We start from the raw sequence: 24,620 nt of genomic DNA, 5'->3' as shown, positions 1-24,620 counted from the left end.
TGTACCGGCCCTATCGGCGGCAAGCCCCCTCCCATATTTGAATGTATTCACAGATCAAAGTGTGGGAGGGGGCTTGCCCCCGATGGCGGTCTTGAATATTACGAATATCTCAGCGCATGCGCCGGCTCAATCTTCGCCGCCCGATACGCCGGGTACAGCGTCGCCAAAAAGCTCAGCACAAACCCCGCCGTGCAAATCAGCACCACATCCCCACCCTGCAGTTCCGAAGGCAGGTTGCTGACGAAATACACGTCCGAACTGAAGATATGCTGCCCGGTGACCCGCTCCATCCAGCCCACCAGTTCACTCACATTCAACGCCGCAATCACGCCCAATACGCCACCGATCAAGGTGCCCACGATGCCGATCACCGTGCCCTGCACCATGAATATCGCCATGATCTGCCGTGGCGTGGCGCCAATGGTGCGCAGGATCGCAATGTCCGCGCCCTTGTCGTTCACCACCATGATCAAGGTGGCGATGATGTTGAATGCCGCCACGGCGACGATCATCAGCAACAGCAGACCGATCATGGTCTTTTCCATCTTCATCGCGCTGAACAGACTGCCCTGGGTGTGAGTCCAGTCATCGGGCTTGTAGCCGTTGCCCAGGCTGGCGGCGATATCCGCCGAGACCTTGGGTGCCGCGTACAGGTCTTTCACCGCCAGGCGCACGCTTTGCACCTGGTTTGGCTGCCAGTGCTGGATCTCGGCAGCGTCGGCCATGTGGATCATGGCCATGGAGCCATCCAGTTCGGCACCGACCTTGAAGATCCCCACCACGTTCAAGCGCTGCATGCGTGGGGTGATGCCACCCGGCGCAGTGCTGATTTCCGGCACGATCAGGGTCAGCTTGTCGCCCACATTCAGGCGGAAACGCCGGGCAGTGATTTCGCCGACCACAACGCCGAATTCGCCGGGTTTGAGGTCATCCAGTTTGCCCTGCACGATATGCTGGGCCACGATCGACACCTTGCCTTCCTGCGCCGGGTCGATGCCGCTGATCTCGATCGGCTGCATCGCGCCTTTGTAGGAGAACATGCCGTCCATCTGTGTGAATGGTACCGCTGCGGTGACTTCCGGGTTCTTCATCGCGGCGGCGGCAACGGGTTGCCAATTATCGATCGGGCTCACACCGACGATGGTGGCATGGGGCACCATGCCGAGGATGCGTGAGCTCATTTCGCGTTGGAAGCCGTTCATCACCGACAGCACCACGATCATCGCCAACACGCCCAGGGCGAGGCCGATCATCGAGGTCATCGAGATAAACGAGACAAAACGGTTGCGGCGCTTGGCGCGGGTATAGCGCGTGCCGATGAAAATCGATAACGGTCTGAACATTCGCTTGCACCGCCTGAAAAAATGAAAAAGCCCGGCGCATGAAGCACCGGGCTTGAAACGGGTCAGATGGCGACCAGGTGACCTTCCTGCAGGTGCAGCACGCGGTCCATCTGGCGGGCCATGCTCATGTCATGGGTCACCACCAGGAACGCAGTGCGCATCTGGGTGCTCAGTTCCAGCATCAAGTCCTTGATGCCCTGGGCCGTGTGGGAGTCAAGGTTGCCGGTAGGCTCGTCGAGCATCACCAGGCCCGGGTTGTTCACCAGGGCACGGGCGATTGCCACACGCTGGCGCTCGCCGCCGGACAGTTCGGCCGGCTTGTGCTCCAGGCGATGACCGAGGCCGACGCGCTCCAGCAGGGCCTTGGCGCGCTGGCGGGCTTCCGGGATCGCGGTCTTGCCGATCAGCAGCGGCATGCACACGTTTTCCAGGGCGGTGAATTCCGGCAACAGGTGGTGGAACTGGTACACAAAACCGAGCGAACGGTTGCGCAGTTGGCCACGGGCCTTTTCGCCGAGGGCCGAGAGTTCTTCACCGGCCAGCCATACGCTGCCCTGGGACGGCGTATCCAGGCCGCCCAGCAGGTTCAGCAAGGTACTTTTGCCGGAACCGGAACTGCCGACGATCGCCACGCGCTCGCCCGGGTGCAGCTCAAGTTGCAAGTTGGACAACACCACCACCGACTCCGGACCTTCCTCATAGGATTTGCCCAGGTTGCGGCAGCTCAGGATTGCTTTTTCACTCATGCCCGATTCACTCATAACGTAAGGCCTGTGCTGGCTGGGTACGCGCCGCGCGCCAGGCTGGATACAGGGTGGCAAGGAAACTCAGGACCAACGCCGCGCCGCCTACCATCAACACGTCCTGGGCCTGCACCTGGGACGGCAAGTAGTCGATGAAGTAGACGTCGGCGTTGAGAAACTTGTGACCGATCAGGGTTTCGAGGCCGGCGATGGCGGCACTCACGTTCAGCGCGGCCAGAATGCCGACCGCCGTGCCGATCAAGGTCCCGACCACGCCGATCACGGTGCCCTGCACCATGAAGATCGCCATGATCTGCCCCGGCGTGGCACCGAGTGTGCGCAGGATGGCGATATCGCCCTTCTTGTCGTTCACCACCATCACCAGCGTGGAGATGATATTGAAGGCGGCCACGGCGACGATCAGCAGCAACAGCAGGCCGATCATGGCTTTTTCCATGCGGATGGCCTGGTAGAGGTTGCCGTGGGTACGCGTCCAGTCGCGGGCGTAGTACTGGCTGTCGCCCAAATGCTGGGCGATTTCCCACGAGGTGCGCGGTGCGTCGAACAGGTCGTTGAACTTCAGGCGCAGGCCCTGCACCTGGTCCGGCTGCCAGCGGTGCAGGCGGGCCAGGTCGGTAAGGTTGGTCAGGCCGAGGTAGCCGTCGATCTCGCCGGCGCCGACGTGGAAGGTGCCCACCACGGTAAAGCGCTTCATGCGCGGGAACATGCCGGCCGGGGTCACGGTGACTTCCGGCGCGACGAAGGTCAGTTTGTCGCCCAGGCCCACGCCCAGCTTGGCCGCCGCCTTGTCGCCGATCACGATGCCGAACTCGCCGGGCGCCAGGTCATCGAGTTTGCCCGACAACATGAACTTGTCGATGATCGACACATTACGTTCCTGGGCCGGGTCGATGCCATTGAGCAGGATCTTCTGCACCTTGCCGTCGTTGGTCAGCAACCCTTGCATCTGGGTAAACGGCGCAACGGCCAGTACCTTGGGGTTCTGCTTGACCTTGGCGGCCAGGCTTTGCCAGTCGCTGATGGGCGCATCGCCCTCGATGGTGGCGTGGGGCACCATGCCCAGCACGCGGGTGCGCATCTCATGATCGAAGCCATTCATCACCGACAGCACCACGATCATCACGACCACGCCCAAGGCGAGCCCGATCATCGAGGTCAAGGAAATGAACGACACAAAATGATTGCGACGCTTTGCACGGGTATAACGCGTGCCGATAAATACGAAGAGAGGTCTGAACATGTCGGGGCTTGTTCGGAGGAAAAGAAGACGTCCCGGTGGCGGGGTCTGGTAAGCAGCTTTACACTCAGACCATTAACGCTACTTGGGGTTCGCCATGTCGACATTAGATGAAGAAGAGCGCCGCGAATACTACCGTATCGCCGACATGATCGCACTCCAAATCAAAAGCCTGTCTGCCCCCGAGGCGGCGAGCAAGGAAGTGTTGCTGGATGATTCGCCGCTGTTCAATCTGCTCAGCGAACTGCACCTGAGCGAATTCGAGGCCCAGCACCTGTTGCGCCAGATCAATGAGAAAGATCGCAGCCTGGCCGCCTTCCTCAAAGTACAGAACAAACGCCTGGACCTGCTCAGCCAGATCATGGCGCGCGGCCTGCTGGATGAAGTCGGCGCGCCGCAGCCGGTGATCATTTCCGAAGGCGGTATCGACTTCCAACACCCCACGGCCCTGTCGCCCGGTGCGCACCTGGCGGTCAAGCTGGTGCTGATGCCCCAGGCGCTTGGCCTGCTGCTGCGCGCCCGCGTCACCCATTGCGATCCCAAGGGCACAGGTTTTGACGTGGGCACGGAATTCGAAGCCATGACCGACGCCCAACGCCAATTGCTGGCGCGCTATATCCTGCAGAAACAGGCGCAGGAACGGCGCCTGGCGCGGGAACAGAGCGACGCCCAGGACACCTGAATTCGTATTACCCCGCCAGCAGACCTGGCGCATAGGAGCAACTGTGACCCTGATTTACGGCCACCGCGGTGCCAAAGGCGAAGCACCGGAAAACACCCTGACCAGCTTCCAGGAATGCCTCAAGCACGGCGTACGCCGCTGCGAACTGGACTTGCACCTGTCCATGGACGGCGAGTTGATGGTCATCCACGACCCGACCCTCAAGCGCACCGCCGACCGGCGCGGCAAAGTCGTCGAGTATTCGGCGGCCGACCTGGTGAAGATGGATGCGCGCAAAGGCGGCCCGGGCTGGGTCAAGCCCTGCCCGATCCCGCGCCTGGAAGAGCTGTTCGAGAAATGCGACTTCGATCACTGGCAACTGGAAGTCAAAAGCGCCTCGCGCACCCGCGCCGCAACGACTGTGCTGGCGATCCGTGAAATGGCCGTGCGCTTTGGCCTGATGGACAAAGTCACCGTCACCTCAAGTTCGCGGGAAGTGTTGAAAGCTGCGGTTGAGCTCACCCCGGACCTGTCACGCGGCCTGGTTGCCGAATACGCCTGGCTCGACCCGCTGAAGGTCGCGCAGAACTATGGCTGTGAGATCCTGGCGTTGAACTGGACGCTGTGCACCCCTGAGCGACTGGAAAAAGCCCAGCGCCAGGGCTTGCACGTGTCCGTGTGGACGGTCAACGAACCCGCGCTGATGCGCAGGCTCGCCGACTTCGGCGTAGATAGCCTGATTACAGACTTTCCCGGTTTGGCCACTGCCACCCTCGGGAATTACTGAAATCGGTCTCCCCGGCCGGCTCAGGCCACCGGCCGGAGCCGCTCAAAAAAGCCGGTTGAGGCCGTCGTAGGCCGCTACCCGATAGGCTTCGGCCATGGTCGGGTAGTTGAACGTGGTGTTGACGAAGTACTTGAGGGTATTGAGCTCGCCCGGCTGGTTCATGATCGCCTGGCCGATGTGCACGATCTCCGACGCCTGGTAGCCGAAGCAATGCACGCCGAGTACCTCAAGGGTTTCACGGTGAAACAGAATCTTCAGCATGCCTTGCGGCTCGCCGGCGATCTGCGCACGCGCCATGCTCTTGAAGAACGCCTTGCCCACTTCGTAAGGCACCTTGGCCTTGGTCAGTTCGTGTTCGTTCTTGCCGATCGAGCTGATCTCGGGAATGGTGTAGATCCCGGTCGGCACGTCGTTCACGTAGCGCCAACTGCCATTGTCGACAATGCTGCCTGCCGCCGAACGGCCCTGGTCATGGGCGGCACTGGCCAGGCTCGGCCAGCCGATCACGTCACCGGCACCGTAGATGTTCGCCACGCAGGTGCGGTAGTTCTCGTCCACTTCGATCTGGCCACGGCTGTTGACCTTGACCCCGATGTTTTCCATGCCCAGCTTGTCGGTGTTGCCGGTACGGCCGTTGCACCACAGCAAGGCGTCGGCCTTGATCTTCTTGCCGGACTTGAGGTGCAGGATCACGCCGTTGTCCAGGCCTTCGACGCGCTCGTACTCTTCGTTGTGGCGTACAGTGATGTTGTTGTTGCTGAAGTGGTAGCTCAACGCCTGGGAGATTTCCGAGTCGAGGAAGCTCAGCAACTGGTCGCGGTTGTCCACCAACTCCACCAGTACGCCCAGGCCGCTGAAGATCGACGCGTATTCACAGCCGATCACGCCGGCGCCGTAGATGATCAGTTTGCGCGGGGTGTGGCCCAGGCTCAGGATGGTGTCGCTATCGTAGATACGCGGGTGGTGGAAATCGATGTCCGCCGGGCGATACGGGCGCGAACCGGTGGCGATGATGATGTGCTTGGCCACCAGCTTTTCGACCACGCCGTTGGGGCAGACCACTTCGATGGTTTGCTCGTCGGCAAAGCTGCCGGTGCCGAAGAACAGGTCGACGCGGTTACGGGCGTAGTAGCCGGTACGCGACGCGACTTGCTTGGAGATGACTTTCTCGGCGCTTTTCAGCACGTCCGGGAACGAGAACCAGCGTGGTTCACCAATGGCCCGGAACATCGGGTTGGTGTTGAATTGCATGATCTGGCGCACGGAGTGACGCAACGCCTTGGACGGGATGGTACCCAGGTGGGTGCAGTTACCGCCGACCTGGCGACGGCTATCGACCATCGCCACCTTGCGCCCAGCTTTGGCAGCGTTCATCGCCGCACCTTCTCCAGCCGGGCCGGAACCCAGTACCACCACGTCGTAGTTGTAGACAGCCATGCGTACTCCTCAGAACAGGCCAGGCGTACGGTTGGACGCCTGGCTAAATCATGCCGCGGCCAGCGGTCATGAAGGACAATTTGGCTCAAGTGTGTGAACCGGGGCACAGTCTATATAAGGCTCAACGCCGCGAACATTAACCCTTGGTCGCGTCGTAGGCCAGCAATGCCTTTACTACACAGCGCAGATTATCCCTGAACCCTGTCGCTGCCGGAAAATGAATTAACCTGTAGCCACGGATCTTTTCGGGACGCGCCATTATGCGGCATCTGGTTTTCGGTTTAATGCTGATGTTGTCGATCGCCGCACAGGCCAATGAGCCGAATCGACTCAGGCAAGCCGACTTTCCGACACACTCCCAGGCATTGGTGCTGAAAAACCAGACGGTGCTCACGTACCTCTGGGCGGATGTGTATGCGGCCGCGCTGTACGCCCCGCCGGATTTGAACGCCAAGCAGGCCTGGGACCAACAGGCAGCACTGCGCCTGACGCTGTATTACTTTCGCGACATCGACCGCAACGACGTGATCAAGGCCGCCAACACCACACTGGCGCGCCAGCACATCAGCGACCGCTTGAAATCCGAAGTGGACAAACTGCATGCCGTCTTTCGCAACATCCATAGCGGTGATCGCTACGCACTGGATTTTCGACCCGGACGCGGCTTGGACCTGGAAATCAATGGCGAAGTGTTGTTCAGCAGCAGCGACAATGAGCTGGCGAAGGCTTACCTGGGGATCTGGTTAGCGCCCAAGGGCTTGTCGGAGAGGTTGCTGGAATGAAGGCGTGTATTGTCTGGACTGACGTCATCGGGGCAAGCCCCCTCCCACACTGGACCGCATTCACCCTGCAGGAATGCGGTTTAAATGTGGGAGGGGGCTTGCCCCCGATGAGGCCCTTCCAGCCACAAAAAAGCCCCGAACCAGTCGGGGCTTTTCATTCAACGCAAATGCTTAACGCGGGAACGCCGGCGGGTTGACCCCAGCCATGTCTTCCATCACGCGAACCACCTGGCAGCTGTAGCCGAACTCGTTGTCGTACCACACGTACAGGACAACGCGGTTGTCCTGGGTAATGGTCGCTTCGGCGTCTACCACACCGGCGTGGCGCGAGCCTACGAAGTCGGTGGAGACCACTTCCTGCGAGTTGACGAAGTCGATCTGCTTGTGCAGGTCCGAGTGCAGCGCCATGTAGCGCAGGTACTCGTTCATCTCTTCACGGGTGGCGGCTTTCTCAAGGTTCAGGTTGAGGATGGCCATGGACACGTTCGGCGTCGGCACGCGGATCGCGTTACCGGTCAGCTTGCCGGCCAGCTCAGGCAGGGCCTTGGCTGCAGCGGTGGCAGCACCTGTCTCGGTGATCACCATGTTCAACGCGGCGCTACGGCCACGGCGATCGCCCTTGTGGAAGTTGTCGATCAGGTTCTGGTCGTTGGTGTACGAGTGAACCGTCTCGACGTGGCCGTTGACGATGCCGAACTTGTCATTCACCGCCTTCAGCACCGGCACGATGGCGTTGGTGGTGCAGGACGCGGCGGACACGATCTTGTCGTCAGCGGTGATTTCAGCGTGGTTGATGCCGTGAACGATGTTCTTCAGCTTGCCCTTGCCAGGCGCGGTCAGCACAACGCGGTCGATACCCGGGCAGGCCAGGTGCTGGCCCAGGCCCTCGGCGTCACGCCATACACCGGTGTTGTCCACCAGCAGGGCGTCCTTGATGCCGTACTGGGTGTAATCCACCTCGGACGGGTTCTTCGCGTAGATCACCTGGATCAGGTTACCGTTGGCGGTGATGGTGTTGTTTTCTTCATCGATGACGATGGTGCCGTTGAAAGGACCGTGTACCGAATCGCGACGCAGCAGGCTTGCACGCTTGGTCAGGTCGTTCTCGGCGCCCTTGCGCACCACGATGGCACGCAGGCGCAGGCCGTCGCCGCCACCGGTTTTTTCGATCAGGATGCGTGCCAGCAGGCGGCCGATACGACCGAAGCCGTACAGCACCACGTCGGTGCCTTTGCGGGCCGCGGCATTTTGCTGGCCAACCACATCGGCCATTTCTTCACGCACGAACTGCTCGGCGGTACGGCCGGCGCCTTCCTTGCGGAATTTGTAGGCCAGCTTGCCCAGGTCTACCGAGGCCGCGCCGAGCTTGAGCTCGCTCATGGCTTTAAGCAGTGGGAATGTTTCGTGGACGGAGAGTTCGCTGTCGTCCGCAGAGCGATGGCGTGCAAAGCGGTGCGCTTTGAGAATCGCGATGACGGACTGGTTGATCAGGCTGCGGCCATAGATCGAGCTCACCACATTGTTATTGCGGTACAGCTGACCGATAAGCGGGATCATCGCTTCTGCGAGTGCTTCACGGTCGATCCATTCACCAAGACACTGGTCGGGCTTCTGAGTCACGGGAACCTTCCACATGTAGGGGCTGAAAAAAGGGGCTACATTATGCCGCCCGACCGCCCTCGGAGCAATGCGCGCGCCACAACAAAAACCCCTTGCCAAAAAATACCGCCCCGCTACAGCCCAGTAAATACGCGGGTTCCAGAAGGCCACCAGTTGGGAGAGCAGGCCAACTTGTCCGTAACCCTCCTAAACAATCGCGTATTTCGGCACTACATATTGAGTCAAAACGCGCCATTGTTTGTCTTAGCCACTACATTTCCCGCAAACCGTAATAGGCTCAGTCAGAAACTGACAGGCGGCACCTTGGGCCGTTACAATTACCGACTTTGTCGCAACGCTTGGAGCTCAACCTTCCGTGCCCGTTCTGCGTCTACCGCTACTCCCTGCCGAGGCAGGTAAACAGCATTGGGGCAACCTGCCCGGTGCCGCCCTGAGCCTGGCCATCGCCGAGGCTGCCAGCGCAGCCAAGCGCTTTACCCTGCTGCTCACCGCCGACAGCCAAAGCGCCGAACGGTTGGAGCAGGAGCTGAGCTTCTTCGCCCCCGATTTGCCGGTGCTGCATTTCCCCGACTGGGAAACCTTGCCCTACGACCTGTTCTCGCCGCACCAGGACATCATCTCCCAGCGCATCGCCAGCCTGTACCGCCTGCCGGAACTGGCCCACGGCGTGCTGGTGGTGCCGATCACCACGGCACTGCATCGCCTGGCGCCGACCAAGTTCCTGCTGGGCAGCAGCCTGGTGCTGGATGTCGGCCAGAAGCTCGATGTGGAGCAGATGCGCACGCGCCTGGAAGCCAGCGGCTATCGTTGCGTCGATACGGTATACGAGCACGGTGAGTTCGCGGTGCGCGGTGCGTTGATCGACCTGTTCCCGATGGGCAGCAAACTGCCCTATCGCATCGACCTGTTCGATGACGAAATCGAAACCCTGCGCACCTTCGACCCGGAGAACCAGCGCTCCATCGACAAAGTAGACTCGATCAAGCTGCTGCCGGCACGGGAATTCCCGCTGCAAAAAGACGCGGTCACCCGCTTCAAGGCGCGCTTTCGTGAACGCTTCGACGTGGACTTCCGCCGCTGCCCGATCTTCCAGGACCTGAGCAGCGGGATTACCCCGGCCGGTATCGAGTACTACCTGCCGCTGTTCTTCGACGAAACCTCCACCCTGTTCGACTACCTGCCACAAGACACCCAGGTGTTCTCGCTGCCCGGTATCGAACAAGCGGCGGAAAACTTCTGGAACGATGTGCGCAACCGCTACGAAGAGCGCCGCGTCGATCCATCGCGTCCTTTATTGCCGCCCGCCGAGTTGTTCCTGCCGGTAGAAGACTGCTTCGCCCGCCTGAAAAACTGGCCACGCGTGGTCGCCAGCCAGCAGGATGTGGAAAAAGGCGCCGGCCGCGAGCGCTTCCCGGCAGGAATGCTGCCGGACCTGGCGATCCAGGCCAAAGCCACGCAACCGTTGGAAGCGCTGTCCAACTTCCTCGGTGACTTTCCGGGCCGCGTGCTGTTCACCGCCGAATCCGCGGGTCGCCGAGAGGTGCTGCTGGAGCTGCTGGAACGCCTGAAGCTGCGCCCGAAAACCGTCGACAGCTGGCCGGATTTTGTGGCGAGCAAAGACCGCCTGGCGATCACCATCGCGCCACTGGACGAAGGCCTGCTGCTGGACGATCCAGCCTTGGCATTGATTGCCGAAAGCCCACTGTTCGGCCAACGCGTGATGCAGCGCCGCCGCCGTGAAAAACGCGCCGACGCCAACAACGACGCGGTGATCAAGAACCTGACCGAGCTGCGCGAAGGCGCGCCGGTGGTGCATATCGACCATGGCGTCGGCCGTTACCTGGGCCTGCAGACCCTGGAGATCGACAACCAGGCCGCCGAATTCCTCACCATGGAGTACGCCGAGGGCGCCAAGCTCTACGTGCCGGTGGCCAACCTGCACCTGATCGCCCGCTACACCGGCAGCGACGACGCCCTGGCGCCGTTGCACCGCCTGGGCTCCGAGACCTGGCAGAAAGCCAAGCGCAAGGCCGCCGAACAGGTGCGCGACGTCGCCGCCGAGCTGCTCGACATCTACGCCCGCCGCGCTGCCCGCGAGGGTTATGCGTTCGCCGACCCGAAAGCTGACTACGCCACTTTCAGCGCCGGCTTCGCCTTTGAAGAAACCCCAGACCAGCAAACCACCATCGAAGCGGTGCGCGCCGACATGCTCGCGCCCAAGCCGATGGACCGCCTGGTCTGCGGCGACGTGGGCTTCGGCAAGACCGAAGTGGCGATGCGCGCCGCCTTCATCGCAGTGCATGGCGGCAAACAGGTGGCGATCCTGGTGCCCACCACCCTGCTCGCCCAACAGCACTACAACAGCTTCCGCGACCGCTTTGCCGATTGGCCGGTGACCGTCGAAGTGATGAGCCGCTTCAAATCAGCCAAGGAAGTGAATGCTGCCGTCGCCGACCTGGCCGAAGGCAAGATCGACATCGTTATCGGCACGCACAAGCTGCTGTCGGATGACGTGAAGATCAAGAACCTGGGGCTGGTGATCATCGACGAAGAACACCGCTTTGGTGTGCGCCAGAAAGAACAGCTCAAGGCCCTGCGCAGCGAAGTCGACATCCTCACCCTCACCGCCACGCCGATTCCGCGTACGCTGAACATGGCGGTGTCTGGCATGCGCGACCTGTCGATCATCGCCACGCCGCCGGCACGTCGCCTGTCGGTGCGCACCTTCGTGATGGAGCAGAACAAAAGCACGGTCAAGGAAGCGCTGCTGCGCGAACTGCTGCGCGGCGGGCAGGTTTATTACCTGCACAACGATGTGAAAACCATCGAGAAATGCGCCGCCGACCTGGCCGAGCTGGTGCCGGAGGCGCGTATCGCCATCGGCCATGGGCAGATGCGCGAGCGCGAACTCGAGCAAGTGATGAGCGACTTCTACCACAAGCGCTTCAACGTGCTGATCGCATCGACCATCATCGAGACCGGCATCGACGTGCCGAGCGCCAACACCATCATCATCGAGCGCGCCGACAAGTTTGGCCTGGCACAGCTTCACCAGTTACGCGGCCGCGTCGGACGCAGCCACCACCAGGCCTATGCCTATCTGCTGACGCCACCGCGCCAGCAAATCACCGGCGATGCGGAAAAACGCCTGGAAGCGATCGCCAACACCCAGGACCTGGGCGCCGGTTTTGTGCTGGCCACCAACGACCTGGAAATCCGTGGCGCCGGCGAACTGCTGGGCGATGGCCAGAGCGGGCAGATCCAGGCGGTGGGTTTCACCCTGTATATGGAAATGCTTGAGCGTGCGGTGAAAGCCATCCGCAAGGGTGAGCAACCGAATCTCGATCAACCATTGGGCGGCGGCCCGGAGATCAACCTGCGCTTGCCTGCGTTGATTCCCGAGGACTACCTGCCGGATGTGCACGCACGGCTGATCCTGTACAAACGCATCGCTTCGGCCACCGACGAAGAAGGCCTCAAGGACCTGCAGGTCGAGATGATCGACCGCTTCGGCCTGTTGCCCGAGCCGACCAAGAACCTGGTGCGCCTGACCCTGCTCAAATTGCAGGCCGAGCAACTGGGGATCAAGAAGGTCGACGCCGGGCCGCAGGGCGGGCGCATCGAATTCGAGGCGCAGACCCCCGTGGACCCATTGGTGCTGATCAAGCTGATCCAGGGCCAGCCCAACCGCTACAAGTTCGAAGGGGCTACGCTGTTCAAGTTCATGGTGCCGATGGAACGCGCCGAAGAACGCTTTAACACCTTGGAGGCGCTGTTCGAGCGCCTCATCCCGAAACCTGCTTGAAGGACGCCCGAATGCGCCTGTTCCGCATGTTGAGCCTGTTGTTGGTGGTCGCGGCACCTGCGGCGTTCGCCGACAGCCCGTACCAGGTGGAAATGATCCTGGTGCGCCAGAACGCCGAACCGGTGATCAACAGCCGCGCCGCCCCGGAAAACTGGGATGCTGGCGCCGCGCGCCTGGACGACCGGCTGAGCCCGCCGCGCCTGTCCAACATCGTCGATAAGCTGCGCGCCGACTCCACCTACACGGTGCTGCTGCATAAGGCCTGGGAACAGAACCTGGGCGAGCAGCCGGTCAAGGTCGCCATCACGGACGGCCAGGAGCAGTTCGGCCAGTTCCCCATCGAGGGCGTGCTGAGCCTGCAACTGGGGCGTTTTACCGATATCGATGCGAACTTCTGGATCAACCAGTTCGACGCCAACGGCAGCGTGATCGCCAGCGAACACCTGAGCCAGACCGACGTGCGCACCAAGAACAACCAGCTCAACTACCTGGACGGCGGCCACCTGGCGTTGCTGATCAAGATCACCTCGCTGACCGCCAAGCCCCCCAGCGCACCACCGCCCGACCTGCAGGACTGATCCATCGCCATGCCCCTGACGTCGTCGCTGACCAAACCCCTGGCCCCTTCGTGGGCCAATCGCTTTAAAGAGCAGAGCCTTGAGCGCGGGCGGCGTTATGCCCTGGAGAACCGGGTGCGCATCGTCGAATCCGGCGACAGCACCATCATCGCCAGTTGCGAAGGCTCAGGCGGCAACGTCTACCGGCAGACCATTTCGCTGCGCGAATCGGCCAAAGGCACGTTGATCCTGGTGGACAGCCGCTGCACTTGCCCGGTGCGCACCAACTGCAAACACATCGCGGCGGTATTGCTCAAGGTCCAGGAAACCCTGGCCTTCCCCGCTGCCGCCCAGGACGCAGAACTGCTGGAAAAACTCCAGGCAGTCCTGGAAAACCGCGCGGTGTTGCCGCAGGTGGTCATGGAGGATGTGGTGCCGGTGCCGCGCCTGTGGATGGCCAGCGTGGAGTTCAGCGCGTTCGAACCACGCAACGGCAAGATGCAGCGCTATATCCAGCACAGGGCGGCGCTGTCGTTCAACTATTTGGGCAACTATGTCAGCGGGCAGAAAAACACTGACATCATCGTGCGCCAGGACACCCAGAGCCTGCGCATCAAGCGCCATCCCGAGTTGGAACAGCCGTACCGCGAGCAACTGCGCCTGCTGGGCTTCAAGATCGCTACGCGCCAGAGCAAGGCCCTGCCTGAGAGCGCCGGGGAACTGTTCGAGATGGTCAATGACAGTGCCTGGCTGACCTTCACCCTCAATGCCACGCCGACCTTGCGGGCCGAAGGCTGGGAGCTGCTGATCGATGATGATTTCGGCTTCGACCTGAGCGCCGTCGATGACTGGTACGCCACGGTGGATGAAGGTCCGGAGCGTGATTGGTTCGATCTGGAGCTGGGGATCATCGTCAACGGCGAGCGACTGAGCCTGTTGCCGATCCTGCTGAACCTGATGCGCTCCCACACCGAGATACTCAACCCGGAGAAGCTGGCGCGGCGTCGCGATGATGAGCTGATCCTGGTGAATATCCCTGGCCTGCCCAATGGCCACGGCCCCATACAAGTGGCGTTGCCCTATGGCCGACTGAAACCGGTGCTGGCCACCCTCGGTGAGTTTTATCTACAGGAAGCCGGCACCACCACGCTGCGCCTGGCCAAGGCTGATGCAATCCGCCTTAACCCGCTGGAAGACCTGCCGCTGCAATGGGAAGGTGGCGAGAAGATCCGCAACTTCGCCCAACGCCTGCGGGACATCAAGGACTTCACCTGCGTGGCGCCCGAAGGGCTGAACGCGACCCTGCGTCCGTACCAACTGGAAGGCTTGAGCTGGATGCAGTCGCTGCGCCAGCTTGATGTGGGCGGGATACTTGCGGATGACATGGGCCTGGGCAAGACCCTGCAGACCCTGGCGCATATTCTCAGTGAAAAGAACGCCGGGCGCCTGGATCGCCCCTGCATGGTGGTGATGCCCACCAGCCTGATTCCCAACTGGCTGGACGAAGCGGCGCACTTCACGCCGCAACTCAAAGTGATGGCGTTGTATGGCGCAGCCCGCAAGAAACATTTCGCGAACCTGCAGGACTATGACCTGCTGCTGACCACCTATGCACTGCTACCCAAGGACATCGACCAGCTCAAGGCCCTGCCCCTGCATGTACTGATCCTCGATGAAGCCCAGTACATCAAGAACCCGTCCAGCAAGGCGGCCCAGGCGGCACGCGAACTGAATGCGCGGCAGCGCCTGTGCCTGAGCGGTACGCCATTGGAAAACCACCTGGGTGAGCTGTGGTCGTTGTTCCACTTCCTGCTGCCGGGCTGGCTGGGTGATGTAAAAAGCTTCAACCGCGATTACCGCGTGCCCATCGAAAAGCGCGCCAGCGACGTACGACTGCAGCACCTCAACGGTCGGATCAAACCCTTCCTGTTGCGCCGCACCAAGGAACAGGTGGCCACTGAGCTGCCGCCCAAGACCGAGATCATCCATTGGGTCGACCTCAACGAGGCCCAGCGCGACGTGTACGAAACCATGCGCCTGGCCATGGACAAGAAGGTCCGCGACGAGATCACCCGCAAGGGCGTGGCACGCAGCCAGATCATCATTCTTGAGGCGCTGCTCAAGCTGCGCCAGGTGTGCTGCGACCTGCGCCTGGTCAACGACGCCACCCTGCCCGCCCGTGGCAGCAGCTCGGGCAAGCTCGATAGCTTGATGGAAATGCTTGAGGAGTTGTTTGAGGAAGGTCGGCGGATCCTGCTGTTTTCCCAGTTCACCTCAATGTTGAGCCTGATCGAAGTCGAGCTGAAAAAGCGTGGTGTTGCCTACGCCTTGTTGACCGGCCAGACGCGGGACCGGCGCACGCCGGTGAAGGATTTCCAGAGCGGCAAACTGCAGATTTTCCTGATCAGCCTGAAGGCCGGCGGTGTGGGCTTGAACCTGACCGAAGCCGACACGGTGATCCACTACGACCCCTGGTGGAACCCGGCGACGGAGAACCAGGCGACTGACCGTGCGTATCGCATCGGCCAGGAAAAGCCGGTGTTCGTCTACAAGATGATTGCCCGGGGCACGGTGGAGGAAAAAATCCAGCACCTGCAAAAGGAAAAGTCCGACCTGGCGGCAGGTGTGCTGGATGGCCGTACGACCGGGGATTGGCAGTTGGGCAACGAGGATATAGAAGCGCTGTTTGCGCCGTTGCCCAACAAACAGGAAAAGCGCTGACAGCTCGATCGCCATCGGGGGCAAGCCCCCTCCCACATTCGATCGCAGTCGTCATGTGGGAGGGGGCTTGCCCCCGATGGGCTCGACGCAATGTTCAGCCGATCAGCTGAGCATCCCGCAACGCAGTCAGCGCCGCCAACCAACGCGGATCCTGCTTGTACTCGGTCGAAGCAACCGCCTGCCCACGCATGCGCGCAATGCGCACCGATGGCGTAACCTTCATGCGCTGCGCCGCACTCAGTGCCAACTCAGCCGCCGCGCGATCATTGCACACCAGTCCCATGTCGCAACCGGCCGTCAACGCGGCCTCGATGCGGCTGGCAGCATCACCGACCACATGCGCCCCCGCCATGGACAGGTCATCGCTGAAAATCACCCCATCGAACTGCAACTCGCCGCGCAGGATGTCCTGCAACCAGCGGCGCGAGAAGCCGGCTGGATGGGTGTCGACTTGCGGGTAGATGACGTGCGCGGGCATAACAGCCGCCAGTTGCTTACTCAGGCGTGCGAAAGGCACCAGGTCATTGGCGCGAATCTGTTCCAGGCTACGCTCATCATTGGGAATGGCGACGTGGGAATCGGCCTCGGCCCAGCCGTGACCGGGGAAGTGCTTACCGGTGGCGGCCATGCCGGCGCTGTTCATCCCACGGATGAATGCACCCGCCAGCACGGCGGCCCGCTCGGGGTCGCCCTCGAAGGAACGGGTGCCGACCACGGCGCTGCGCTGATAATCCAGGTCCAGCACCGGGGCGAAGCTCAGGTCCAGGCCCACGGCCAGCACTTCGGTGGCCATGATCCAGCCGCACTGCTCGGCCAGGTACTCTGCATTCGGGTTATCCGCCAAGGCACGCATGGCCGGCAGGCGCACAAAGCCCTGACGCAGGCGCTGTACGCGACCGCCTTCCTGGTCGACCGCCAGTAGCAGGTCTGGGCGCACGGCACGAATCGCCGCACTCAACTCGCGTACCTGGCGTGGGTGCTCGATATTGCGCGCAAAAATGATCAGGCCACCCACCTCAGGCTGGCGCAGCAGGTGGCGATCCTCGGCCGTGAGCCAAGTGCCGGCAACGTCGACCATCAAAGAACCTTGCAGGGCAGCAGTCATAAACCTTCCTTATAAAACGCACACAACCCGTTGCCCCCACCAGGCACAGTGAGCACAACAGGTTGCGAGTAAATAGCTGAATTCGGCATGGGCCGCTAGCTTAGCGGATGCAGGCGGCTGCGCACACCCGGGTGGCTCAAACCTTGGCGGGGCTTGGCGCGGATTTGCTGCGCGGACGTAATTGGGCGGCAGCCATCGTCGGGTCGGTCACACCGGTTTCAGCACGCATACCGGCGGCCAGGAACGGCACCATCAGGCGCATGACCTGTTCAATAGAGGTATTGACGCCGAAATCAGTCTCGGCAATCGCCCGCAGCGCCTTGATCCCCGACATGCTGAACGCCGCAGCTCCGAGCATGAAGTGCACGCGCCAGAACAGCTCAATCGGTGGAATACGTGGAGCGGCCTCGTTGACCAGCAACATATAGCGACGAAATACCTTGCCGTACATGTCCTCCAGATAGCGCCGCAAGTGACCCTGGCTCTGACTGAACGCCAGGCCGAGCAGGCGCATGAAGATCGACAGGTCGTTGCCGCTGCGCGGTTGAACCACCAATGCTTGTTCAACGAGGATTTCCAACAGCTCTTCGAGTGTCGGCTTGTGGTCGGTCTTGCCCTGGCGACGCTCGAGTTCACGGTCGAGACTGGCGCAGAACGGCCCCAGGAAGCGCGAGAACACCGCCTGGATCAGGGCTTTTTTCGAGCCGAAATGATAGTTCACTGCTGCGAGGTTGACGCCAGCCTTGCTGGTGATCAGCCGCAATGAAGTTTCAGCAAATCCTTTTTCCGCGAACAATTGCTCGGCAGCATCGAGAATGCGTTCAACGGTTTCCGACTGGGCCATGGCTACTCCGCCTGACAAACACTTGTTTGAAACATACGTTTCAGGGTGTGTCTTGTCAAGCCTGCGAGTTCGCTTTCCGGCCGGGCAGTCATGTATTTCATCGCTATTTAATCACATCTCTATTGATCTGTAGGCAGCGCTATCTCGGGCCTGTGGGAAGCATCAGGGATGACCGTCCAGCGGAGGGCTGGAAAAGGATGATTGCCAAGCGCAGTTCACTGTATATAATCCCAGTCACTGTATAAAAAGACAGAGCGATCAACATGCTAAAACTGACGCCACGCCAAGCTGAGATTCTGGCTTTTATCAAGCGCTGCCTCGATGACAACGGCTACCCGCCGACACGAGCAGAGATTGCGCTGGAACTGGGTTTCAAGTCCCCCAACGCCGCCGAGGAACACCTCAAGGCCCTCGCTCGCAAAGGCGCGATCGAGATGACCCCCGGTGCCTCACGCGGTATTCGCATCCCTGGCTTCGAGGCCAAGGCCGACGAATCGACCCTGCCGATCATCGGCCGCGTCGCCGCCGGTGCGCCGATCCTGGCGCAGCAGCACGTCGAGGAGTCCTGCAACATCAACCCTACCTTCTTCCATCCGCGCGCCGACTACCTGTTGCGGGTCCATGGCATGAGCATGAAGGACGTGGGCATCTTCGACGGCGACCTGTTGGCCGTCCACACCACCCGCGAAGCCCGTAATGGCCAGATCGTCGTTGCCCGTATCGGCGACGAAGTCACCGTCAAACGCTTCAAGCGCGAAGGCAGCAAGGTCTGGCTCCTGGCCGAGAACCCTGAGTTCGCCCCGATTGAAGTGAACCTGAAAGATCAGGACCTGGTGATCGAAGGCTTGAGCGTCGGCGTCATTCGCCGCTAAAGGAGGCATCATGCAGCTCGTCCACACCCCACAACACACACAACTGTCGCTGTTCGAGGCCTTCATGGCCCAACCCCTTGCGCCCATCCTCAAGGAAACGATCGAAGCGCCCTGGAGCGCGGAGCCTGAGGCGTTCAGTGAATTGTCGTTGCGCGGTGCAGCGGGGAGCTGCCTGAGCCTGCTGGCGCCGATCCTTCGCGAATTGAGCGAAGAGCAGGACGCCCGCTGGCTGACGCTGATCGCCCCGCCCGCCAGCCTGACCCAGGCCTGGCTACGGGACGCTGGCCTCAACCGCGAGCGCATCCTGCTGCTTCAACCACGCGGTACGCAAAGTGCCCAGCAGTTGACCTGCGAAGCCTTGCGCCTGGGTCGTAGCCATACGGTAGTGAGCTGGTTGAACCCGCTGAATGCCAGCGCCAAGCAGCAACTGATCAGCGCTGCACGTACGGGCGATGCCCAGAGTTTGAATATTCGATTGGGCTGAAATCACAGGCCTTGCCTGTGATATACGAGCGTCTGCTGTGAGCGGGCTTCTGTGGCGAGCGGGCTTGCCCCGCGCGGGGCTGCGAAGCGGCCCCAAAACCAGGCACCGTGGAATACCTGATATACCGCATTAAATCCATCTAGGACTGCTTCGCAGTCCAACGCGGGGCAAGCCCGCTCACCACAGCAAGCCCGCCCGCCACAGAAGCCCGTTCAACGCAGAAGCCAACTCACCACAACAAACCCGGTCATTGTAAAAACCGACCTGTCATCTGGGCTCAATGAAGAACCCGCGGCCCGTCTTCTTTCTCCGGTTCGCCTTCTGCCAGGCGACCTGCCATCTGCACACCCACGCTCAACATGGCTTTAGCCACTTCCACGTGCTGGCCCTGCAAGAACACCTTGGCATCCTCGGAAAAATCCAGAATGACCAGAGAACCTTCGTCCTCTGCCCGGCGCAGCTCGATTCGGCCGTCAGGCAACTCAACAATTTCCAGAAAGGACGTCGGCATAAAAGTCTGTTCTCCACGAAAGGCCGGGATTATATCAGTCATCCACCCAGCCTCGCAGAGGATCTGAACAGGTTTCTTGACAGCTTGATGAATGGTCGCCGCCCAATTCCTACAGGATGATCAACATTCATTAAGGCCTTCACGAAAGCGCAGCGCCATCTTTTTCAATTCCTGGCGCCAGCCTTCCAGCTCTTCCCGGCTCAACGGCTTGGGCTCTTCCTCTTCCACTGCAACCGCCACGATCAGCGGCTGGGTCACATCCCCCTTGGGCACATGGGGAATGCGCGGCGGCTGGAACATATCGGCATGCGCCTTGAGCAAGCGTGCGATCCAACTGTCGGGGCTTTGCGCCATTTCCACCAGCTCAGCCAGCTCAGGAATCGCCATGGTGTCCAGCACTTCGCGATTCATGATCATTTCCGCACGGGGCGAACCGGCCTGGGGCAGGCGGTAAAACCCGGCGATTTCATGACACAGGCCCAGCAAGGCGCCATACAGGTGGAACAACGCCGCTTCACGCCCCGCCTGGACCAGCGCAATGGCATTCATCTCTTTCCCTTCCTCGGCACGGCCAAGGGCTTCCAGGGACAAACCCGCGAAGTAAATTTTCTGATTGGTACGGGTATAGAGTTCGTAGGCCATGACGGCAATCTCCACAACGAATAAACGTGATGCTGGCTGAACAGTGTCACGGATCAGCCGAGCCTACTGCAAGTGCAATAAACCGCCGCTTATGCGGGTCAAAAGTCGACTTTCAGAACCAAACAGACCCAAATGAGGAAGGGGGCAAGCCCCCACCCTCATTTGGGTCTTCAGCGCATCCGCCGGATCAAGCGCCCTGGCGTTTATCCTCGACCTTCCACTTGCCGCCGTCATAGAACGCTTTCCAGCCAGTCGGCTTGCCGTCCACTTCGGACTGCACGTACTGCTCCTTGGTCTTGCGGCTGTAGCGGATCACGGCTGGGCGACCATCCGGGTCCTTCTTCGGCGCTTCGCACAGGAAGTGGTACTTCGGATCGATCTCGTCCTTGTGCGGCACGATTTCCAGCACTAGCGGCGCACGGGTCTCGCGGTTCTTAGGGAACTGACTGGCGGCCAGGAACAACCCCGAAGCACCGTCACGCAGGATGTAGGTGTCGTTGACCTTCTCGCACTTGAGCTCCGGCATCTTCACCGGGTCCATCTTCGGCGGCGCCGCATCACCGCTTTTCAGCAGCTTGCGGGTGTTCTTGCAGGTCGGATTGGTACAGCCGAAGAACTTGCCGAAACGGCCGGTCTTGAGCTGCATCTCGCTGCCGCACTTGTCACATTCCAGGCTCGGACCTTCATAGCCCTTGATGCGATAGGTGCCCTCTTCGATCTCGTAGCCGTTGCAATCCGGGTTGTTACCGCAGATGTGCAGCTTGTGTTTCTCGTCAAGCAGGTAGGCGTCCATCGCCGTACTGCAGATCGGGCAACGGTGCTTGCCACGCAGTACCAACGACTCGGACTCGCCCTCGTCATCGGCCGCAATTTCGTCGCCCGGCACCAGGTTGACGGTGGCCTTGCAGCGCTCTTTCGGCGGCAGGCTGTAGCCCGAGCAACCGAGGAACACGCCAGTGGACGCAGTACGAATCTGCATCGGCCGACCACAAGTCTGGCACGGAATGTCGGTCATCACCGGCTGGTTGGCACGCATGCCACTTTCAGGGCTTTCGGCCACTTCGAGTTTCTTCTTGAAGTCGCCGTAGAACTCGTCCAGCACGTTTTTCCAGTCACGCTCGCCCTGGGCCACGTCATCGAGGTTCTCTTCCATCCCGGCGGTGAAGCCGTAGTCCATCAGGTTGGAGAAGCTCTCGGACAGACGCTCGGTGACGATGTCGCCCATCTTTTCCGAATAGAAACGACGGTTGTGCAGCGCCACGTAGCCGCGGTCCTGGATGGTGGAGATGATCGCCGCGTAGGTCGAAGGACGACCGATGCCGCGTTTTTCCATCTCTTTGACCAGGCTGGCCTCGGAGTAGCGCGCCGGCGGCTTGGTAAAGTGCTGGGACGGGTCGAGCTTGATCAGCTTCAGCGTATCGCCCTGGGCCATGTCCGGCAGCACGTCATCATCGCCCGGCTTGGCGATCTGCGGCATCACACGGGTATAGCCGTCGAACTTGAGGATACGGCCCTTGGCACGCAGCTCGAAGTCGCCAGCGCCCACACTCACGGTGGTGGACAGGTATTGCGCCGGCAGCATCTGGCAGGCCAGGAACTGGCGCCAGATCAGCTCGTAGAGGCGCTCGGCGTCGCGCTCCATGCCGCTCAGCTTGGCGGGCGTGGTGTTGGCGTCGGAAGGACGAATCGCTTCGTGAGCCTCCTGTGCGCCTTCCTTGCTGCTGTAGACGTTCGGCTTCTCCGGCAGGTACTTTTTGCCGAATTCGCTTTCAATATAGGTACGCGCCATGGCGACCGCGTCCACCGACAGGTTGGTGGAGTCGGTACGCATATACGTGATGTAGCCGGCTTCGTACAAGCGCTGGGCCATCATCATGGTCTTCTTCACACCGAAGCCCAGGCGGTTGCTCGCGGCCTGTTGCAGGGTGGAGGTGATGAACGGCGCCGACGGCTTGCTGCTGGTCGGTTTGTCTTCGCGCTTGACGATGCTGTAGCTGGACGCCTTGAGCTTTTCCAGCGCAGCCATGGCCTGGGCTTCGTTCAGCGGTTTGAAGGCCTCGCCTTTCTCACGGGCCACTTCAAAGCGCACGTTGGCGCCCTTGGCAGTGCCGAGGTCAGCGTGGACTTCCCAGTACTCTTCAGGGATGAACGCACGGATCTCGCGCTCACGCTCCACCACCAGCTTCACCGCAACCGATTGCACACGACCGGCAGACAGGCCACGGGCGATCTTCGCCCACAACAGCGGCGAGACCATGTAACCCACCACGCGGTCGAGGAAGCGGCGCGCCTGCTGGGCGTTGACCCGGTCGATGTCCAGCTCGCCCGGCTTGGAGAAGGCTTCCTGGATAGCTTTCTTGGTGATTTCGTTGAACACCACGCGCTTGTAGCGGCTGTCATCACCGCCGATGGCTTCCCGCAGGTGCCAGGCAATGGCTTCCCCTTCGCGGTCCAAGTCCGTCGCGAGATAGATGGTGTCAGCATCCTTGGCGAGCCGGCGCAGCTCTTCGATGACCTTTTCCTTGCCGGGAAGGATTTCGTACTTGGCCTTCCAGCCATGTTCCGGGTCCACCCCCATACGCGAGACCAGCTGCTTGCGCGCTTTCTCTTTAGGGGTGAGCACCGGACCTTCGCCCGCAGCCGCCTTGCCGCGCTTGGCGGCTGGCTCCTTGCTGGCGCTAGCCGAACCGCTGGTGGGCAGGTCTCGGATATGGCCGATACTCGACTTCACCACGTACTCGTTGCCCAAGTACTTGTTGATGGTCTTGGCCTTAGCCGGGGATTCCACAATGACCAGCGATTTGCCCATGGATCGGAAAATTCCTGAATTCGAGAAGTGAAAGGCAGTTGGCGCCTGTCGCGGCAACGCTATATATAGTGGCAACAAGGTGAGGTCAAGCGCAGCAGTCTGCGCGACCTGCCGTTATTGCCCTGAAAAAAGACTGGGTTCGGCCTGGACCAAAGCAAAGCGCGGGACCTGCTCGCCGTCAACTTCGACGGTCTCCAGGAACATGCTCAACGGGCGCACCCAAAAGCCGTAATCGCCATACAGAGCTTGATAGAACACGACTTCTTCTGCGGTCTCGGAGTGGCGCGCCACACTGAAAACACGGTACTGCGGACCTTTATAATGTTGATAGAGCCCTGGTTCGACTTTCATGCTCTGGCCCTCTTACAAAATTTGTTGAAAAAAAATATTAAAAATTCCAAAAAACAAAAAACCGGGGCACTGGGCCCCGGCTTCCGTCACCCCAACGCTTAGACGCGTTCGAAGACGGTGGAAATGCCTTGGCCGAGACCAATGCACATGGTTGCAACCCCGAGGTTGCCGCCATTTTGCTTCATCACGTTAAGCAAAGTGCCAGAAATCCGCGCACCGGAGCAACCGAATGGGTGGCCCAGGGCAATCGCGCCGCCGTGCAGGTTAACCTTCTCATTCATCTTGTCGAGTACTTTCAAATCTTTCAGCACCGGCAGGGCCTGTGCAGCGAAAGCTTCGTTGAGCTCGAAGAAGTCGATGTCGTTGATGGTCAGGCCCGCGCGCTTCAAGGCTTTTTGTGTGGCCGGTACTGGACCATAGCCCATGATTGCCGGGTCCACACCCGCCACCGCCATCGAACGGATCACGGCCAGCGGCTGGATACCCAGGTCCTGGGCACGCTGCGCCGACATCACGATCATGCATGAGGCACCGTCAGTGATTTGCGACGAGGTACCGGCTGTCACGGTGCCGCCCTTTGGATTGAAGGCCGGCTTGAGCGCCGCCAGGCTTTCCAGGGTGGTGTCCGGACGAATGGTTTCGTCGTAGTCGAACAGTTTGAGGAAACCGTTCTCGTCGTAGCCGTTCATCGGGATGATTTCATCCTTGAACTTGCCTTCCACGGTCGCCTTGTGGGCCAACTGGTGGGAGCGCAGGCCGAACGCGTCTTGGGCTTCGCGGGTAATGCCGTGCATTTTGCCGAGCATTTCCGCGGTCAGGCCCATCATGCCCGAGGCTTTTGCCGCGTACAGCGACATGTGCGGGTTAGGGTCGACGCCGTGCATCATGCTGACGTGGCCCATGTGCTCCACGCCACCGACTACGAACACATCACCGTTGCCGGTCATGATCGCCTGGGCGGCGGTGTGCAGCGCGCTCATCGACGAACCGCACAGGCGGCTGACGGTCTGGCCGGCAGCAGTATGCGGGATCTGGGTCATCAACGACGCCATGCGCGCGATGTTCCAGCCCTGCTCCAGGGTCTGGTTGACGCAGCCCCAGATCACGTCCTCGACTTCGTTCGGGTCGACCTTGACGTTGCGTTCCAGCAATTTGCTGATCAGGTGCGCCGACATGTCTTCGGCACGGGTGTTGCGGTGCATGCCGCCCTTGGAGCGGCCCATCGGTGTGCGACCGAAGTCGACAATCACCACGTCTCTTGGATTCAAGCTCATAAATATTCTCGCTC

Annotated in this window: 20 protein-coding genes; 8 read left to right on the top strand and 12 right to left on the bottom strand. The window is 60.9% G+C overall.

The window, feature by feature from the left end:
* Window positions 1-98: 98 nt before the first annotated feature.
* From BMX59_RS23475 to BMX59_RS23465, 3 genes are all read right to left on the bottom strand, one after another.
* Entirely contained in the window at window positions 99-1,343 is a 1,245-nt protein-coding gene (locus tag BMX59_RS23475; RefSeq protein ID WP_092247399.1) for a lipoprotein-releasing ABC transporter permease subunit, read from the bottom strand.
* A gap of 62 nt (window positions 1,344-1,405) precedes the next feature.
* On the bottom strand, window positions 1,406-2,089 hold the full coding sequence (gene lolD / locus BMX59_RS23470; protein ID WP_017477213.1) for a lipoprotein-releasing ABC transporter ATP-binding protein LolD: 684 nt from the start codon (window positions 2,087-2,089) through the stop codon (window positions 1,406-1,408).
* A 7-nt stretch (window positions 2,090-2,096) separates the two neighbouring features.
* A complete protein-coding gene (locus BMX59_RS23465) occupies window positions 2,097-3,347 on the bottom strand; it encodes a lipoprotein-releasing ABC transporter permease subunit (protein ID WP_071489019.1) in 1,251 nt (416 codons plus the stop codon).
* Window positions 3,348-3,441: 94 nt separating this feature from the next.
* Here BMX59_RS23465 and BMX59_RS23460 point away from each other — a divergent pair, with 94 nt between their 5' ends.
* Window positions 3,442-4,026, top strand: a complete 585-nt coding sequence (locus BMX59_RS23460; protein WP_093126208.1) for a PilZ domain-containing protein — start codon at window positions 3,442-3,444, stop codon at window positions 4,024-4,026.
* A gap of 43 nt (window positions 4,027-4,069) precedes the next feature.
* On the top strand, window positions 4,070-4,792 hold the full coding sequence (locus BMX59_RS23455; RefSeq protein WP_016975274.1) for a glycerophosphodiester phosphodiesterase: 723 nt from the start codon (window positions 4,070-4,072) through the stop codon (window positions 4,790-4,792).
* A gap of 42 nt (window positions 4,793-4,834) precedes the next feature.
* Here the strand turns inward: BMX59_RS23455 and sthA are convergent, their stop codons facing one another.
* Window positions 4,835-6,229: a Si-specific NAD(P)(+) transhydrogenase gene (gene sthA, locus BMX59_RS23450; protein ID WP_016975273.1), complete on the bottom strand. Its 1,395-nt coding sequence runs from the start codon at window positions 6,227-6,229 to the stop codon at window positions 4,835-4,837.
* A 260-nt stretch (window positions 6,230-6,489) separates the two neighbouring features.
* Between sthA and BMX59_RS23445 the strand changes: the two genes are divergently transcribed.
* Window positions 6,490-7,011: a chalcone isomerase family protein gene (locus BMX59_RS23445; protein WP_093126203.1), complete on the top strand. Its 522-nt coding sequence runs from the start codon at window positions 6,490-6,492 to the stop codon at window positions 7,009-7,011.
* A gap of 171 nt (window positions 7,012-7,182) precedes the next feature.
* Here BMX59_RS23445 and BMX59_RS23440 read toward each other — a convergent pair whose 3' ends face one another.
* Window positions 7,183-8,646, bottom strand: coding sequence for a glyceraldehyde-3-phosphate dehydrogenase (locus tag BMX59_RS23440; protein ID WP_092247393.1), 1,464 nt, complete (start codon window positions 8,644-8,646; stop codon window positions 7,183-7,185).
* 340 nt (window positions 8,647-8,986) lie between these two features.
* Between BMX59_RS23440 and mfd the strand changes: the two genes are divergently transcribed.
* From mfd to BMX59_RS23425, 3 genes are read left to right on the top strand one after another with little or no spacing between them, the layout of a single operon-like run.
* Complete coding sequence (mfd, locus tag BMX59_RS23435; RefSeq protein ID WP_071489015.1) at window positions 8,987-12,436, top strand: transcription-repair coupling factor; 3,450 nt, start codon at window positions 8,987-8,989, stop codon at window positions 12,434-12,436.
* Between the two features lie 11 nt (window positions 12,437-12,447).
* Entirely contained in the window at window positions 12,448-13,014 is a 567-nt protein-coding gene (locus BMX59_RS23430) for a CsiV family protein (RefSeq protein ID WP_093126197.1), read from the top strand.
* A gap of 9 nt (window positions 13,015-13,023) precedes the next feature.
* Window positions 13,024-15,714 (top strand): DEAD/DEAH box helicase, encoded by a 2,691-nt coding sequence (locus tag BMX59_RS23425; protein WP_093126193.1) that lies wholly within the window; start codon window positions 13,024-13,026, stop codon window positions 15,712-15,714.
* Between the two features lie 94 nt (window positions 15,715-15,808).
* Here the strand turns inward: BMX59_RS23425 and nagZ are convergent, their stop codons facing one another.
* Window positions 15,809-16,819, bottom strand: a complete 1,011-nt coding sequence (nagZ, locus tag BMX59_RS23420; RefSeq protein ID WP_093126189.1) for a beta-N-acetylhexosaminidase — start codon at window positions 16,817-16,819, stop codon at window positions 15,809-15,811.
* A 136-nt stretch (window positions 16,820-16,955) separates the two neighbouring features.
* A complete protein-coding gene (locus BMX59_RS23415) occupies window positions 16,956-17,663 on the bottom strand; it encodes a TetR/AcrR family transcriptional regulator (protein ID WP_071489011.1) in 708 nt (235 codons plus the stop codon).
* 263 nt (window positions 17,664-17,926) lie between these two features.
* Between BMX59_RS23415 and lexA the strand changes: the two genes are divergently transcribed.
* Together lexA and sulA are read left to right on the top strand one after the other, a co-directional pair.
* On the top strand, window positions 17,927-18,535 hold the full coding sequence (lexA, locus tag BMX59_RS23410; protein ID WP_003172575.1) for a transcriptional repressor LexA: 609 nt from the start codon (window positions 17,927-17,929) through the stop codon (window positions 18,533-18,535).
* 10 nt (window positions 18,536-18,545) lie between these two features.
* A complete protein-coding gene (gene sulA / locus BMX59_RS23405; RefSeq protein WP_071489010.1) occupies window positions 18,546-19,019 on the top strand; it encodes an SOS-induced cell division inhibitor SulA in 474 nt (157 codons plus the stop codon).
* A gap of 277 nt (window positions 19,020-19,296) precedes the next feature.
* Here sulA and BMX59_RS23400 read toward each other — a convergent pair whose 3' ends face one another.
* The 5 genes from BMX59_RS23400 to fadA all read right to left on the bottom strand — a co-directional run bounded on the left by BMX59_RS23400 (window position 19,297) and on the right by fadA (window position 24,606).
* Window positions 19,297-19,530 carry a hypothetical protein gene (locus tag BMX59_RS23400; RefSeq protein WP_010212068.1) on the bottom strand — a complete coding sequence of 78 codons (234 nt, stop codon included), beginning with the start codon at window positions 19,528-19,530 and terminating at the stop codon, window positions 19,297-19,299.
* A gap of 120 nt (window positions 19,531-19,650) precedes the next feature.
* Window positions 19,651-20,172, bottom strand: coding sequence for a DUF6586 family protein (locus BMX59_RS23395; RefSeq protein WP_092247378.1), 522 nt, complete (start codon window positions 20,170-20,172; stop codon window positions 19,651-19,653).
* A 187-nt stretch (window positions 20,173-20,359) separates the two neighbouring features.
* Window positions 20,360-22,981, bottom strand: a complete 2,622-nt coding sequence (gene topA, locus BMX59_RS23390; protein ID WP_092247375.1) for a type I DNA topoisomerase — start codon at window positions 22,979-22,981, stop codon at window positions 20,360-20,362.
* A 114-nt stretch (window positions 22,982-23,095) separates the two neighbouring features.
* Window positions 23,096-23,332 (bottom strand): DUF1653 domain-containing protein, encoded by a 237-nt coding sequence (locus BMX59_RS23385; RefSeq protein ID WP_092247372.1) that lies wholly within the window; start codon window positions 23,330-23,332, stop codon window positions 23,096-23,098.
* 98 nt (window positions 23,333-23,430) lie between these two features.
* The gene (gene fadA, locus BMX59_RS23380; protein ID WP_016975260.1) at window positions 23,431-24,606 is read right to left on the bottom strand and encodes an acetyl-CoA C-acyltransferase FadA; all 1,176 of its coding nucleotides are present in this window, start codon (window positions 24,604-24,606) and stop codon (window positions 23,431-23,433) included.
* Between the last annotated feature and the right edge of the window lie 14 nt (window positions 24,607-24,620).

This window comes from Pseudomonas sp. NFR09, from assembly GCF_900111535.1.
Lineage (GTDB): Bacteria > Pseudomonadota > Gammaproteobacteria > Pseudomonadales > Pseudomonadaceae > Aquipseudomonas > Aquipseudomonas extremorientalis.
This window is presented reverse-complemented; position numbering and strand designations above follow the sequence as displayed.

Bases quoted from the DNA above. Each gene is read 5' to 3' on its own strand.
- BMX59_RS23475 (WP_092247399.1), bottom strand. From the start codon at position 1,343: ATGTTCAGACCGTTATCGATTTTCATCGGCACGCGCTATACCCGCGCC.
- lolD (WP_017477213.1), bottom strand. From the start codon at position 2,089: ATGAGTGAAAAAGCAATCCTGAGCTGCCGCAACCTGGGCAAATCCTAT.
- BMX59_RS23465 (WP_071489019.1), bottom strand. From the start codon at position 3,347: ATGTTCAGACCTCTCTTCGTATTTATCGGCACGCGTTATACCCGTGCA.
- BMX59_RS23460 (WP_093126208.1), top strand. From the start codon at position 3,442: ATGTCGACATTAGATGAAGAAGAGCGCCGCGAATACTACCGTATCGCC.
- sthA (WP_016975273.1), bottom strand. From the start codon at position 6,229: ATGGCTGTCTACAACTACGACGTGGTGGTACTGGGTTCCGGCCCGGCT.
- BMX59_RS23445 (WP_093126203.1), top strand. From the start codon at position 6,490: ATGCGGCATCTGGTTTTCGGTTTAATGCTGATGTTGTCGATCGCCGCA.
- BMX59_RS23440 (WP_092247393.1), bottom strand. From the start codon at position 8,646: ATGTGGAAGGTTCCCGTGACTCAGAAGCCCGACCAGTGTCTTGGTGAA.
- BMX59_RS23430 (WP_093126197.1), top strand. From the start codon at position 12,448: ATGCGCCTGTTCCGCATGTTGAGCCTGTTGTTGGTGGTCGCGGCACCT.
- BMX59_RS23425 (WP_093126193.1), top strand. From the start codon at position 13,024: ATGCCCCTGACGTCGTCGCTGACCAAACCCCTGGCCCCTTCGTGGGCC.
- nagZ (WP_093126189.1), bottom strand. From the start codon at position 16,819: ATGACTGCTGCCCTGCAAGGTTCTTTGATGGTCGACGTTGCCGGCACT.
- BMX59_RS23415 (WP_071489011.1), bottom strand. From the start codon at position 17,663: ATGGCCCAGTCGGAAACCGTTGAACGCATTCTCGATGCTGCCGAGCAA.
- lexA (WP_003172575.1), top strand. From the start codon at position 17,927: ATGCTAAAACTGACGCCACGCCAAGCTGAGATTCTGGCTTTTATCAAG.
- sulA (WP_071489010.1), top strand. From the start codon at position 18,546: ATGCAGCTCGTCCACACCCCACAACACACACAACTGTCGCTGTTCGAG.
- BMX59_RS23400 (WP_010212068.1), bottom strand. From the start codon at position 19,530: ATGCCGACGTCCTTTCTGGAAATTGTTGAGTTGCCTGACGGCCGAATC.
- BMX59_RS23395 (WP_092247378.1), bottom strand. From the start codon at position 20,172: ATGGCCTACGAACTCTATACCCGTACCAATCAGAAAATTTACTTCGCG.
- topA (WP_092247375.1), bottom strand. From the start codon at position 22,981: ATGGGCAAATCGCTGGTCATTGTGGAATCCCCGGCTAAGGCCAAGACC.
- BMX59_RS23385 (WP_092247372.1), bottom strand. From the start codon at position 23,332: ATGAAAGTCGAACCAGGGCTCTATCAACATTATAAAGGTCCGCAGTAC.
- fadA (WP_016975260.1), bottom strand. From the start codon at position 24,606: ATGAGCTTGAATCCAAGAGACGTGGTGATTGTCGACTTCGGTCGCACA.